This window comes from Hyphomicrobium sp. LHD-15, assembly GCF_031157355.1.
Classification (GTDB): Bacteria; Pseudomonadota; Alphaproteobacteria; order Rhizobiales; family Hyphomicrobiaceae; genus Hyphomicrobium_C.
In genome coordinates, this window is sequence record NZ_JAVIFT010000007.1 from 77,646 (window position 1) to 91,665 (window position 14,020).

11 protein-coding genes are annotated in these 14,020 nt (G+C 62.5%); 6 read left to right on the forward strand and 5 right to left on the reverse strand.

Annotated elements, in window-relative coordinates:
- Positions 1–49: 49 nt before the first annotated feature.
- A complete protein-coding gene (locus RCO24_RS17610) occupies positions 50–1,393 on the forward strand; it encodes a PAS domain-containing protein (RefSeq protein ID WP_308963971.1) in 1,344 nt (447 codons plus the stop codon).
- A gap of 895 nt (positions 1,394–2,288) precedes the next feature.
- Here the strand turns inward: RCO24_RS17610 and RCO24_RS17615 are convergent.
- Positions 2,289–2,597, reverse strand: coding sequence for a hypothetical protein (locus RCO24_RS17615; RefSeq protein ID WP_308963972.1), 309 nt, complete (start codon positions 2,595–2,597; stop codon positions 2,289–2,291).
- A gap of 466 nt (positions 2,598–3,063) precedes the next feature.
- Between RCO24_RS17615 and RCO24_RS17620 the strand changes: the two genes are divergently transcribed.
- Positions 3,064–3,678, forward strand: coding sequence for a hypothetical protein (locus RCO24_RS17620; protein WP_308963974.1), 615 nt, complete (start codon positions 3,064–3,066; stop codon positions 3,676–3,678).
- A 105-nt stretch (positions 3,679–3,783) separates the two neighbouring features.
- On the opposite strand, the gene RCO24_RS17625 is transcribed toward RCO24_RS17620, so the two are convergent.
- Positions 3,784–4,227, reverse strand: a complete 444-nt coding sequence (locus RCO24_RS17625; RefSeq protein ID WP_308963976.1) for a hypothetical protein — start codon at positions 4,225–4,227, stop codon at positions 3,784–3,786.
- Between the two features lie 242 nt (positions 4,228–4,469).
- Positions 4,470–4,829 carry a YkgJ family cysteine cluster protein gene (locus RCO24_RS17630; protein WP_308963977.1) on the reverse strand — a complete coding sequence of 120 codons (360 nt, stop codon included), beginning with the start codon at positions 4,827–4,829 and terminating at the stop codon, positions 4,470–4,472.
- A gap of 278 nt (positions 4,830–5,107) precedes the next feature.
- On the opposite strand from RCO24_RS17630, the gene RCO24_RS17635 reads away from it, so the two are divergent.
- Complete coding sequence (locus RCO24_RS17635) at positions 5,108–7,162, forward strand: pentapeptide repeat-containing protein (RefSeq protein ID WP_308963978.1); 2,055 nt, start codon at positions 5,108–5,110, stop codon at positions 7,160–7,162.
- A 681-nt stretch (positions 7,163–7,843) separates the two neighbouring features.
- The gene (locus RCO24_RS17640) at positions 7,844–8,386 is read left to right on the forward strand and encodes a single-stranded DNA-binding protein (RefSeq protein WP_308963979.1); all 543 of its coding nucleotides are present in this window, start codon (positions 7,844–7,846) and stop codon (positions 8,384–8,386) included.
- Positions 8,387–8,604: 218 nt separating this feature from the next.
- On the opposite strand, the gene RCO24_RS17645 is transcribed toward RCO24_RS17640, so the two are convergent.
- Positions 8,605–9,741 carry a cation diffusion facilitator family transporter gene (locus RCO24_RS17645; protein ID WP_308963980.1) on the reverse strand — a complete coding sequence of 379 codons (1,137 nt, stop codon included), beginning with the start codon at positions 9,739–9,741 and terminating at the stop codon, positions 8,605–8,607.
- Between the two features lie 156 nt (positions 9,742–9,897).
- Positions 9,898–10,527: a PRC-barrel domain-containing protein gene (locus tag RCO24_RS17650; protein WP_308963981.1), complete on the reverse strand. Its 630-nt coding sequence runs from the start codon at positions 10,525–10,527 to the stop codon at positions 9,898–9,900.
- A gap of 330 nt (positions 10,528–10,857) precedes the next feature.
- On the opposite strand from RCO24_RS17650, the gene gyrA reads away from it, so the two are divergent.
- Positions 10,858–13,629, forward strand: coding sequence for a DNA gyrase subunit A (gyrA, locus tag RCO24_RS17655; RefSeq protein WP_308963982.1), 2,772 nt, complete (start codon positions 10,858–10,860; stop codon positions 13,627–13,629).
- 57 nt (positions 13,630–13,686) lie between these two features.
- A complete protein-coding gene (locus RCO24_RS17660) occupies positions 13,687–13,968 on the forward strand; it encodes a hypothetical protein (RefSeq protein ID WP_308963983.1) in 282 nt (93 codons plus the stop codon).
- The last annotated feature ends 52 nt before the right edge of the window (positions 13,969–14,020 follow it).

Sequence of the window (14,020 nt, forward strand, 5' to 3'; positions counted from 1 at the left end):
AGAAAGATTGCGCTCCACGCGCGCCCGGATATGATCTCGTGACGGAGGCGTGTGGGTCGAGGAGGAATGTAAAACGTTAGACCAATATTTTGATCCGATTTGTATCGTTCGTTCTGATGGTTCTTGTAATTATTTTAATGAAGCCTGGCGCCGTTACGCGGCTGAACAGTCCCCGAAATTTGCTTCGGATGACTGGCTCGAATGTGTCCATCCGTCCGATCGGCATCGCGTTGCTTGCAACCTGAAAGAGGCTGTCAGGTCCGAGGAACTACTTGAGGCGGATGTGCGCCTCGAGCATTCGGTTGATGGATTTCGCTGGTTTCTCTTTCGGGCCCGTCCGCGCCTGGATGAGGGCGGCGCTGTCATGGAGTGGCTGTGCGTCCTTACCGACATTCATCAGATAAAACTTCGCAAGCTTGGTCTGGTTCAGAAGTCGCGGGCGCAAGCAGACATGCTCAATGCGAGCGTCGATTGCATTAAAATGATCGAGCGGGACGGCACCTTGTCGCAAATGAACAAGGCGGGCTGTGTTGCGCTCAACGTGTCGGAAGAAACCGGCTTCGGAATGGAGTGGCTTGGCCTGCTGCCTGAAGAAGTCCATTCAATCGGCAAGCTGGCGCTTGCGGAGGCGCTGGCCGGAAAGAGTGCGCGCTTCCCGGGAGTGAGCAAGCTGCCGAACGAGCGTCCTCGCTATTGGGACAACATGCTCACGCCTTTGATGAACGAGGATAGAGAGGTTGAATCGATCCTCTGCGTTTCGCGCGATGTCACCGCGCAGCGGGAAAGCGAGCAGCAGATCGAACTCCTCGTGCATGAGTTAAATCATCGCTCCAAAAACATGCTCACGGTGATACAGGAGCTGATCAGGCAATCCGTTCCAAATCCGGATGCGGAGTTCGTCAAAGTGCTCGAGCGGCGTATCGCATCGATCGCTCGAAATCAGGATTTGCTCATTCGCGGGCGCTTGACCGGCTCGAAAGTGCGCGACGTCATCGTCTTCCAGACGGCTGCGGTCGGAAAGCTGCGAAGCACCCGGATGCAGCTTATCGGGGACCCGGAGCTACGGATCAGTCCGAACGCAGCCGAGGTGCTTTGTCTGGCCATCTACGAACTGACGACCAACGCCCTCAAGTACGGCGCTTTCTCGAATGAGAGTGGAACGGTGGCGGTGGAATGGTCTGTCGAGGATGCGTCCGATGGCGCCCGCTTTCACCTGCAATGGACCGAGGCCGGCGGACCGAAGGTGATTGCGCCGTCTCGCAAGGGCTTTGGCACCGTCGTGATCGAGAGCAACCCAGCCGCTGCTCTCCGCGCGGAGGTGGCGCTCAACTTTCATTCCGAGGGCCTGGTCTGGAAACTGAGTGCACCGACCGGGTCTGTCCTCGCCGAGTAGTCGTCGGTCAGCTCCCGAAGCGGAAACGGGTTGGCCACCAATGCATGCTCCGGGGTGCTGTCTATCGGTCTACTGATAGCTGAGGATGCGCATGCGCCCAAGAGTTTCTCGTCGGCGTGGCACTGATCCGAGCCGCTCGGTACTCTCGCAATGCAACGACGTTTGACCCTTGACAGCAAGAGCTTAGAGGCCAAATCTCATAGGTGACGGCTGTCGCTGCCTTCGGTCTCCCTGGAATGGGTGGTCCCGTTCATTAAGGCCCGCAGCACCCCCGGTTGTGAGGACGGCTGTCCTAGGAGCTCAGACCTCGAGCTTGTCGGCTTGAACCCGCTGGTCGGCTGCAAGCGGACACGAGGTCTAGGATCAACAGCGAATGGAGGGAGCATGACGCCACCTGGTTACCTTGCCGGACCCCGCGCTGAAGCGAGGTCCAAGCTTGGATAAGGCGAGCTGCTGCAGCTTAGGCTCCACAGATCCAGGTTCTTCCAAGATCAACATTGTCGAACTTCATGCGAGGGCGGAGACCCGGTCAAGATCTGGGCCGTGGTGCCAGAGCCTCGCCTCATAAGCCCGGCTCAGCTGGGTAGGTTATCGAAGACAGAGAGCCCCGATCGGCCGAGTGCGCGACGGGGCTCATTCTTTTTGTGTGCGTGACTTCTTGTGTGCGTGACTTCGGCTTTTTGGGGATGCGGAATTCATTCGTCCGCACAGGGGAGGGCCGGACGCTTCAGGCGGGATCAACCTTCGCGTCCGACCCTGTTTTTGGGGTGCCGAAGCACCCCGGGACCGCGTCGGGGGTGCGCGGTTTCTGACAAGACCGGAACCACATGGTCATGATCGGTTTGGGAGCGACGCCTCGCGATCCCGGTCTATGTGTGAGGCCAGAGAGATGGCCTTACTGGGTGACCGAGCCTTCAACGACGGTCGCGCCGTTCAGCTTGGCGTCCTTGAAGGTCAGCTTGTCGCCGGGCTTCGCCATCCACGAGAAGCCCCACGGGCCGGTCAGGCCGCAACCCTCCTTGCATTTGGCGGATAGGTCCGCGCTCTTGCCGGCGGCAACGGATTCGACGTGCTCGACATTGCCTTCGTCGATGCCGACCTTCAGTTCGGCCTTGTCCTGGTTTTCGATGGTCAACGCCGCGGCCGGCGTCGCGAGCAAGGCAGCTGCAGCGATGGCAATGCACGAGGCTTTGAAATGAAACATGCTTCCTCTCCATGGTTTGTGATCGGTCCCGCGGTCGTTGCCGCGATCGTCACAAGATTTAGGAAGCAAGCGCGGGACCACCATTCCGGCCGGTGCCTTCTGTGGGAACCATTATGGATTTCGGCTAGGGGCATTTCCGATGTCCCTAAGGAGCCCTACAGTCGGTTTCGTTGGCCGTTGGGCGCGTGAAACTTGCGCCCCGTCCGCAGGTGCCCGCAGGTAGACGTAGATGTGCCATCGAGCCGGACAAAAGCCGCGAGTTGGCTCGGGCAAAGTAAACGCGATGGTCAATATCGGGTCGTGACGCTAGTTTCGGCACACCGTTCCGAGCACCTGAACGGCATATGAACTCTTCGCTCAAGCCTGGTTCAGGCAGGGCGTGTCACACAGCGGCCAGAGATTTCGCATAGCGAAGCGAGCGCCGCGCACGATGTCCAAAGCAACGACCTTCGAGGGAGCGAGACCGATGACAGATCGAGGTATAGCCGACGAACCGCATCTAGGCCCGGTGCAGCGTTTCGTTCCGTTTCTCAAGACGGCCGCACTCGTGGTGACGATCGTCGGCGCGGTTCCGACGGCGATCACGGCCTATCACGCGTGGCAGTACAAGGTGCCGTTCACGCAGGTTTCGCACCGCCTCGCCCAATACGCGATCTGGGAGCGGAACATCGACTGCCAGATCGAGTACAAGGCGCTCTCGACGTCGCAAGGAACCAAGGTGGATGCCGGCGCGTGCGCCAGCACCGGGGATATTTCGCTCAAGGTCTCGACATCGGACGGCAAGGCGACCTACGAGTGGATCGCCTACAATCAGCTGCAGAAGCCGGGTGAAGTGCCTCCTTCCGGCTTCCTCGATCTCATCATCGGGGCGGCGCGGGCGGATACTGCAGCGTCTCAGGGAACGCGCGTTGCGCAGAGCCTCGAGGTCGTGTGCCAAACGCTCGTCAGCAAGACGCAGCTCGTGCGCGTCGTCAAAGAGGGCGGCAAGTGCTTCCGCGAGATCATGTCGCCGATGCGTGGCTCGGTGGACAAGCGCGAAGAGGTGCCGTGCGAGACCAAGTGCACCGCCAGCACGGGGTGATCGGGTTGCCTGCTTAGAACAAAAACCGCGGATCGGGTGGCCCGATCCGCGGTTTCATTTTATGGGAGGCGGTGCGTCGGGCGCTAGCCGCGGCGTTTCCTGGCGCTACTTGTTCTTGGGTCCCGAGAACAGCATTTCGAAGCTGCCGGAAGAAGGGCCGCCCTTTTTCTGGGCTTGCCGGATGGGGCGGCGGGACTTGGCGGCGGGCTTGGCAGGCTCGGCTTCTGTGGGCGTGGCGTCGGGCAGTGCGCCGGTTGCAATGGGTGCTGCCGCTTCCGACGGGTCTGTCATCGGGTCCTGCGGGACGAGGCTTTGGGTCTGCGGGATCGCGGCGACGGTGACGAGCACGTCGTCGTCTGCGGTCAGGGTGGCGTTCTCGGCGACGAAGCGCGAAAGGTTCTCGGCTGGGGCTTGGTCCACAGCTACGCCGGTGTCGACCGCGACGGAAACGGGCTTCGACGAGGTGCCCGTGAGGGTCAGGGCGCCAACCGGGATGGCAGCCACCGCAAGGACGGCGACAGCGGTCGCGGCGCGCCTCGTGAGGGTCATGGTCGTCTCCTTATGAGCGACACAAGTTTGGTCGGCTTCGGCCGTTGCTCAAGCAACCGAAGCATCGGCGCTCAATGCGGCCGCCCCATAACACTCGGCGACCAAGCGCGCATCATAAATAAAGGACGCTTAACAATTTACTTAAACGCGTTTCGTTCCAGGGTTACCCCCCAGACCGTAACGCATTGAATGACCCAATCTATTGTGATTCGTGCAGGTGCGTGACGCCCGGATTGCCGAGGTTAGGTATTGGTGGTCACGGCAACCCAATTCGGATCCTCCTGCGAGCGGCGCTCGAAGCTCAGGAAGTCGTAGTATCCGCAGCGTCCCTTGCCTGGGAATGACCTGCAGACGGCGGGGCGCGCTTTATAGATCGTGCAGTGGCGATTTACGGTGTCGAAGAAGCGGCAGATCGCGCCGAAGTGGCGGTCCTTCTTCCGCTTCATCGCATACTTGCGCCCGTGGGCTTCCCGCGTGAAGGCGCGGCGGGCTTCCTCGAAGCCCATGTTGTGATGGCGGGCGAGCCGCTCGACGTCGCGCTTATCGAGTGCGATCAGCGGGTATGAGCAGCAGTAGCCGGGACACTTCTTGCAATCGTACACGAGACGTATCCGTCTTGACCCCTTGGGCGGACCGGAGCATTGCGCGCCCGGCAAGTTCACCCTTCCCTCTCTGTTAACTTCCCTTTGCGATGTCGGCAACGGTAAAGCCTGCTATGCCAAGGCCGTAGAATGGTTTTCTTCCGCGACTTTGCGTCCAGGGGGCCACAACGGCGGGGGAAAGTCGTGCCGAGTGTTCCTGGGTGCCTTGGCTTCCTGACACACTTTCTCCTTTAATGTCGGCGCATGTCAGTACGCGTATTTTATCGAGGGTTTCAGGTATGACGGATTTGACACGTGGCGCGCCAGAGGGTGAAACGCCAGTCAACCCGTACAGCCTGCTCGAGGCCGTCAACAGCTCGAGCGATACCGCGCATACGGGCTGGCTGATCTTCCTCGCCATCATGGCTTACCTCATGATCGCGGTGGCCGGGGTCACCCACAAGGACCTGCTGCTCGAGACTCCGGTTTCGCTGCCGATCCTGCAGGTCAACATCCAGCTCACCCAGTTCTTCCAGTTTGCGCCGATCGTGCTGGTGCTGATGCACTTGGGGCTGGTGTCGCAACTGACGCTTTTGGCCCGCGAGACGCTGGAATTCGACTATGCGATCCGGCTTCTGGAGGCGACCGAGCGGCGCACGCATCCGCTGCGGCTCGAGCTCAACAACTTCTTCTTCGTGCAGGCGATTGCGGGGCCTTACCGCAGCCGGGTGATGAGCGCGTTCCTGCATGGCATGAGCTGGCTGACGCTGGTTGTGCTGCCGGTGGTGCTGCTGATCTACATCCAGGTGGTGTTCCTGCCCTACCACGATGTCGGCATCACCTGGACGCACAGGGTCGCGCTGCTCGTCGATATCGCGATGCTGATCTCGATCGGCGTTTTCCTGATGCGGGCCGAGACGTCGTTCATGCAGGCGTTCCTCAGGACCACATCGGCGCATCCGGTGAGCTTCGTCGCGACCATCGTCGTGCTGCTCTCCGTATGGTTGTTCTCGTTCTTCGTTGCGACCATTCCCGGAGAGGGGCTCGACCGCGCGACGCAGCGCGTGCTCGGTATCGAAAACGAAGACGAGACGGGGACGCGGCCGCGCTATATCGCGGGCTACGCGGTGCCGCTGTTGTCGTTCGGCTCGGACGGCGCGCTGCTCGGCGTGTTCAAGCGCAATCTCGAGGTGATCGATACCGATCTCGTCGTCGACAAGGAGCAGACGGCGGGCGAGCCGAGCCTCAGCCTGCGGGATCGTGACCTCCGCTTCGCTAAGCTCGACCGCTCGGATCTTCATCAGGCTGATCTCACGGGCGCGGACCTGCGCGGAGCTTCGCTGAGCGGGACGGACCTCCGGGGTGCGTGGCTTGCGTGCGCGGATGCGATGCAGCTGATCCTGACCGAGGATCGCGACGCCGCCAACTGCACGACGGCAAGGCGGGCGATCTTCACACGTGCGCGCCTCGACGGGGCGCATATGACGGGCATCGATCTCCGCAACGCCAAGCTCGACGAAGCGCGTCTCGAAGGCGCGGAGATTCCCTATTCGCTGGTGCAGGGCGCGAACTTCTCGTCGGCGCGGCTCGACAAGGTGGACTTCACCGGTGGCGTGCAGGCGCAGGGTGCGAACTTCCTGGTCGCGAACCTGCAAGGGGCGGACCTCACCGGCGCGCATCTCTTGGCGGCCGATTTTTCGAGTGCGGATCTGACGGGCGCAATTCTCAGCTATGCGCATCTCGATCTCGCCGACTTCCGCGATGCCAAGCTCGACGGCGCGGTGCTTTATCGGGCCTCGCTGCGCGGGGCGGATCTGATCGGCGCGAGCGTCACGGGCGCGGATTTCCGGGAAGCGAAAGTGTGGAAGACGGTGCCGCCGGCGGCCGACCCCGAAGGGCTCGTCGATCTCACTGGTGTCTCAATCGCGGCGATCACGGACGCGGACGTGTCGGATCTCAAATTCTCCGAGGGGCGGATCATCAGCCGGCGCGTCAAGGCGCGGGTGGCGGAGCTTATCGAGCCGCTGACCAATCTCGCAGAGGCTGCGAAGTGGGGCTCGTCGCAAGACTACGCACAGTGGCAGAGCCTGGCTTCCGCCGGCTCGCAGGCCTATCCCGAGCTCTACAAGCCCCGGATCACCGACTATCTCTCGCGGCTGATGTGCCGGCCGCGCTGGGGCAATGGCGCAGTTGCGACCGGTATCGCCCGTCGGGCGCCGCGGCAGGAATTCCGCGGCGATCTGGTCGCGATCTACGACCGGCTCAAGTCCGACGACTGCCCGGCTTCCAAAACCGTGTTGCCGAAGGCGCTCAAGGATCTGTCGGCGGCGGCCGATGTCGCGCGCGGCGGGTGAGGCTTTCCGGTGCCCTAGGCTGTGAACTCATTCTGGCTGGTGCAGTGATGAGCCAAAGCGAGCCGAGGGCCAGGAAAAGCGCGTTATGCCGGAGGTATGCTTTCAGCATGACGGTCGATGCCCATCGCATCGGACAAGCGGGTCATGCCGGAGGCATGCTTTCAGCATGACGACGACGCCATTGGCTCGCTTTGGCTCACCCCACAGGGGCGCGGTCCTTTTCCGCCGCCGGTTCGTCGCGAGACCTTGCAAACCATGGAGGTTTGCGGCGGCCTCGCTCCTGCCAGCGACGCAAAAGTCCTCGCGGCAATGCGCCAGCCAGAATGAGTTCACAGCCTACTGTGTTGCCAGTATGGGCCCGGCATGCTAGAACATAACGAGAACTGTGGCGGAATCGCCTGAGCGGGTGATCGAAAAGCGACGCCGAGTGTGGAACTCGTGCGAACGTTTGCGCTCTAACCCCGCGCGACGCCTACGAATTGAGAAATCTTTGGACAACCGCGGACGGGATTTCCCGGCCGGCCGTTATTGCGAGTAGGGTTCTGCAACTTGAGTCGCTCGCGGTGATGCGTCCGTCAGGATGAATGCCACGCGAGCCGGCCGGAATTCGAGTTTGCCGCGCTTTCGAGATGGGCCGTTTGCGGTCTTGATCGGGGCGCGCCACAGCCAAGGAGTGACGACATGGCCGGATCGGTCAACAAAGTGATCCTCGTCGGGAACCTCGGGCGCGATCCCGAAATTCGCCGCACGCAGGATGGGCGCCCGATCGCCAACCTCCGGATCGCGACCAGCGAAACCTGGAAGGACAGGAACAGCGGCGAGCGTCGCGAAAAGACCGAATGGCATTCGGTCGTCATCTTCAATGAGAACCTGTGCAAGGTGGCCGAGCAGTACCTGAAGAAGGGTGCGAAGGTTTACATCGAGGGCCAGCTGCAGACCCGCAAGTGGCAGGACCAGCAGGGCCAGGAGCGCTATTCGACCGAAGTGGTGCTGCAGGGCTTCAACGGCCAGCTCACGATGCTGGACGGGCGCTCGGGCGCGGGCAGCGGATTGTCTGAAGGCGGCTCGGACTATGGCGATGCCGGCGGCAGCTTCGGTGGCGGCGGTGGTGGTGGGTTCAGCGGCGGCAGCAGCGAGCCGAAGCGGGCTTCGCGCAGCAGCGGCGGCGGCTCCAAGGGCGGCGGCGCGCTCGACAAGCCGTTCGACGACGAGATCCCGTTCTAGGGGTTGGCGGGGGGCCACTGGCAGCAGGCAGGCGATTGTCGATCAGGCGGTTGTCGATGTCGGCCATGTCCCCGAACACCCGCCGGTGATCTGTCCGGGCTGGGCTGAACGCTCGTGCCTGGGATCCATGGTTTGGGCTGGCGAGCGCTTCAGGCGAGGTTGCGTCAACCTTGCTGGCAGCGCGACCCTCACGACAAAATCGAGGATGACAGCGGTCTTCAGCGCTTGTGCTTGTGGCGTTTGCGCTCTTTGCGGCTGAGGTGCGGGGCCGGAGCGGAGGGCGTCTGCCGGGTGGGCGCCTCTGTGATTGCCGAGGACGAAGTGGGTTGCGCGGGGCGCTCGGCGGGTGCCGAGGCTGGCGGCGTGACTAGGGCGTCGGTATGCGAAGTCTTTCCGTCGAGCGTTGCGGCGAGGGCGCGTTCGGTTTCCGCGTGATCGGTGCTCGACTGGCCTTCCATGAAAAAGCGGCGCACCGCGGGCTGACGCGCTTTGATCGCGCGCTCGACGCGTGTCGTGGTGCTCTCGATGGTCTCTGCGGTCACGCCGTCCTCGAAATCGACGCTCACCGCGACCAGGATGTCGGTCGGTCCCAAGTGCATCGTGCGAACGTCGTTGATGGCGCGGATCGGCTTGCCGCTTCCCTGCTCGGCGGCGATGGCGTCGCGGATGTCCTGCAGCACGGCCGGAGAGGCGGCCTCGCCGACGATGAGGCTTCGAATCTCGATGCTCATGAAGGCCGCGACGGCGCCGAGCAGCAAACCGATCAGGATCGAGGCGTAGCCGTCGGCGGTGGATGAGCCGGTGGCGTGCGAAATCGCGATGCCGACGGTGGCGATGGTCAGTCCGGCGAGGGCTGCGCCATCCTCAAGCAAGACGGTGAAAAGCGCGGGGTCTTTGGACGTCCGCAGCGCGACGAGGGCGGGCAGGCTGCCGCGGCGGCCGTTGAATTCCTGCACGGCCTTGGTTGCGGAGATGGCTTCGAGCACGAAGGCGACCGCGAGCACGACGTAGTTGACGATCGGATCGGTGACGGGGCGCGGATCGATCAGCTTTTCGACGCCTTCATAGATTGCGACGCCGGCGCCGAGCGAGAACAGCAGGATCGCGACCACGAAGCTCCAGAAATAGAGCTCTTTCGAATAGCCAAAGGGGTGGAAGGCATCGGCTGGGCGGCGCGGGCGGCGGATGCCATGCAGCAAGAGCGCCTGGTTCGACGTGTCGACCAGCGAATGGATCGCTTCCGACAACATGGCGGACGAGCCGGTCCAGGCGGCGGCTGCGAATTTTGCAAACGCGATGCCGAGATTGCACGCGAGGGCCACGACGACGACGCTTGTCGAGCCTGCCGCTGCCACGTGTCGCTCCTCCCAGCCGTGCCGATATCTCGTGCTTTCCGTGTTTAAGCGTGTTTGCGGGTGGCCGGAAGAGTGCGCGCGACACGGCCTCAAACAAACACAAAGCCCCGCCCGAGATTTCGGGCGAGGCTTTGCAGAACAGCCGTCAAACGGCGATTACGGGTTGGCCGGAGCCGGTGCGGCCGGATCGGCGGGCGGGGTGGCCGGTGTCGCCTCCGGCTTTGAGCCGACAGCTTCCTTGGCGGTGTCGATGGCGCCGGAAACGGCTTCCTTTGCCTTCTCGAGTGCGGGGCCGGCTGCTTCCTTGGCGGCGTCGAGCGCTTCCTGGGCCTTCTTCTTGGCCTCGTCGATCTGTGGCTTCGACTTGTCGGAGAACTCGTTGACCTTTTCCTTGGCGCGCTCGAACAGCGACTTTGCGGGCTTCTTGCGCTGGAAGTCGGGTGCGGAGTCGATCGTCTCCTTGGTCAGGTCCGGGAGCGAAACGAACAGAGCGCCGTCCTTTTCCTCAAACTTGAGGGACGCCAGGTCGACGCCGACCTTCTTCTCGGCCCAACCGAGATAGCCGCCCGTGCCCATCACGACGCCCACGACCTGATTCTGGTCGTTGATGATGAGATCCTCGACGTCGCCAACGATGGTGCCTTCCTTGCCGTGGACCTTGGCGCCGATCAGATGATCCTTGGCCAGATATTCGGCGTCGGTCTGGGCGGGGAGAAACGTGGTGTCGGCCCAGGCGGCGGGGGCCAATGCAATAAGGCCGGCGGCAATAAGCGATATGTGTTTCATGTTCAGTTCCTTGGAGGAAAAAAGAGCGTGCTGGCGTGTGGTGAAGAGAAGCCGCCTACTAAGCACTGAACGCACGTAAGCACTACTTTTTGGCAGCCGTGCGTCGAAAGATCCCTGGGGAGAAAGTTGGGCCAAGCCCCTCAAATCCGTGAGATTCTCGTGGGCGGGGGGCTTGGACGGGTGGTCCAGGATTGCGGTTCGGGGGATGGGTCGGCTAAACTCAGCCAATCATCGAATCTGGAACGCGGCAGGGCCGCCCTCGGTTCAATTCTTTGAGATCTGATCTCAAGTTTCGCTTGCCGTTACGGCCCCGCAACTAGGACTCCGACATTGACAGATAACAGCGACCGGCCCGGCGCCTCAGGTCCGAGCGATATCCGCCCCGTGCTCATACAGGACGAGATGAAGCGCTCGTACCTCGAGTACGCGATGAGCGTCATCATCTCCCGCGCTCTGCCTGACGTGCGTGACGGCCTGAAGCCCGTGCACCGGCGCATCCTCTACGCGATGCAGCGGCTCGGGCTCGACTGGAACAAGAAGCACATGAAGTCGTCCAAGGTGGTGGGCGACACGATGGGCGACTTCCATCCGCACGGCAACCTCGCGATCTACGATGCACTCGTGCGCCTCGCGCAGGACTTCTCGATGCGCGTGCCGCTGATCGACGGGCAGGGCAACTTCGGCTCCGTCGACGGCGATCCGCCCGCAGCCGAGCGCTACACGGAAGCGCGCCTTTCCAAGATCGCGCAGTACCTGCTCGACGATCTCGAGAAGGATACGGTCGACTTCAAGGCGAACTACGACGACCGTTTGCAGGAGCCGTCGGTACTGCCGGCCAAGTTCCCCAACCTGCTCGTCAACGGCGCCGGCGGCATCGCGGTCGGCATGGCGACCAACATTCCGCCGCACAATCTCGGCGAGGTGATCGACGCTTGCGTGCTGATGCTCGACAATCCGGAAACGAACGTCGACGACCTCACGCAGATCATTCAGGGGCCAGATTTCCCAACCGGCGGCCTCATTCTCGGACGCGCGGGCGCACTCGCCGCCTATCACAAGGGCCGCGGCTCTATCATCATGCGGGCCAAGGTCGAGGTCGAGGAAATCCGCAAGGACCGCGAGGCGCTCGTCGTCACTGCGATCCCCTACCAGGTCAACAAGAAGACGCTGATCGAAAAGATCGCCGACCTCGTACGCGAAAAGCGCGTCGAGGGTATTTCGGACATCTGGGACGAGACCAATCGCGAAGGCATGCGGATCGTCATCGAGCTCAAGCGCGATGCGATTGCGGACGTGGTGTTGAACCAGCTCTGGCGCTATTCCGATCTGCAGACGACGTTCGGCGCGAACATGCTGGCGATCAACGGCGGCAAGCCCGAGCAGCTCAACCTGCGCGACATCATCGAAGCGTTCACGACCTTCCGCCAGGACGTGGTGACGCGGCGGACGCGGCATCTGTTGTTCAAGGCCCGCGAGCGTGCGCACGTGTTGGTGGGCCTGGCTATCGCCGTCGCCAACATCGACGAGGTCATCAAGCTGATCCGCTTCTCGCCCTCTCCGGCGGAAGCCAAGGCGCAATTGATGGCGCGCGACTGGCCGGCGAAGGACATGGCGCCGTTGATCGAGCTGATCGCCGATCCTCGGCATAGCCTTGCATCTGACGGTACCTACAAGCTTTCGGAAGAGCAGGCGAAAGCGATCCTCGATCTCCGCCTCGCACGCCTCACAGCGCTGGGTCGCGACGAGATCGGCGACGAACTGAAGAAGATCGCCGAGGAGATCAAGGACTACCTCGCCATTCTTTCTTCGCGCGCGCGCATCGTCGATATCGTCAAGGGCGAGCTTACCGCGATCAAGGACGAGTTCGCGACGCCGCGCAAAACCGAGATCGTCGACATCGAAGGCGAGGTCGAGGACGAGGACCTGATCCAGCGCGAGGACGTGGTCGTCACGGTTTCGCACAAGGGCTACATCAAGCGCGTGCCACTCTCGACCTATCGGGCCCAGCGGCGCGGCGGCAAGGGGCGCTCGGGGATGTCGACGCGCGACGAGGATTTCGTCACGCAGATCTTCATTACCTCGACGCATACGCCGGTGCTGTTCTTCTCGTCGCGAGGCATGTGCTACCGCATGAAAGTGTGGCGGCTCCCGGCGGCGACGCCGCAGGCCTCGGGCAAGGCGCTGATCAATCTCCTGCCGCTCGCGCAGGGCGAGGTGATCACGTCGATCCTGCCGTTGCCGGAAGACACCTCGACTTGGTCGAAGCTCGAACTCATCTTCGCGACCAAGAGCGGCGGCGTGCGCCGCAACGCGCTCACCGATTTCGAGAGCATCAACCGCAACGGCAAGATTGCGATGAAGCTCGACGCGGAAGAGGGCGCGGAGCCGGATCGCATCGTGTCGGTTGCCATCGCTTCGCCCGAGGACGACGTGCTGCTGACGACGGCGCAGGGGCGCTGCATCCGATTCCTGATCAAGGACGAGGTGCGCCTCTTCAAGGGCCGCGATTCCTCCGGCGTGCGCGGCATCAGGCTCGACGACGGCGACGAGGTGATCTCGATGGCCATCCTGACGCACGCCGAAGCGTCTCCCGCCGAACGCACCGCCTATCTCAAGCAGGCGGCGCAGATCCGGCGTAGCGAGACCGGCGAGGAGGCCGAAGCTCCCGTGGAAGCGGAGGTGGAAGCCGAAGACGGCGACGACGCGCCGGCGGAGCTGACGCCCGAGCGCTACGCCGAGCTTTCCGCCAAGGAGCAGTTCGTGCTCACGGTGTCCGAAAAGGGATACGGCAAGCGCAGCTCCTCCTACGAGTACCGGACGTCGGGCCGCGGCGGCAAAGGCATCGTTGCCATGGTCGTCAACGACCGGAACGGCAATCTCGTCGCGTCGTTCGCCATCGATCACTCGGATCAGATCATGCTGGTGACGGACGGCGGCCAGCTGATCCGTTGTCCGGTGGACGACGTGCGCATCGCGGGACGCAACACGCAAGGCGTGCGCATCTTCAAGACCGAAGCCGAGGAGCGTGTCGTTTCGGTCGAACGAATCCCGGACGACGGGACCGAAAGCGAGACGAATGAGGAAAACGGCGAAGCGGGCTAAATTATGCCGCGCGATCGGGGCATCTTTGCTGGGCGATTCTTCTTATGAGGGAACTAGATGAAACGTTTGATCGCAATTACCGCGCTGTCGTTGTCGTTTTCCGCGTCTGCGGCGCTGGCTGTCAATGATGCCGTGAAAAATGCGTGCCGCGACGACTATCACAAGCATTGTGACAACCTGGAAGTCGGCAGCGATGCGCTGCGGGCTTGCATGAAGTCCAAGGCGACCGAGCTTTCGACGGGCTGCCTGCAGGCGCTCGTCGACAACAAGGAAGTGACCGAGAAGGACGTCGAGGAGTACCTCAAGGAGCAGGAAGCGAAGAAGGCGGCTGCGAAGTAAGCGCCCGCGCTTTTTCTGCCGATATCCAGTGACGAGAGATTGGAACGCCCGG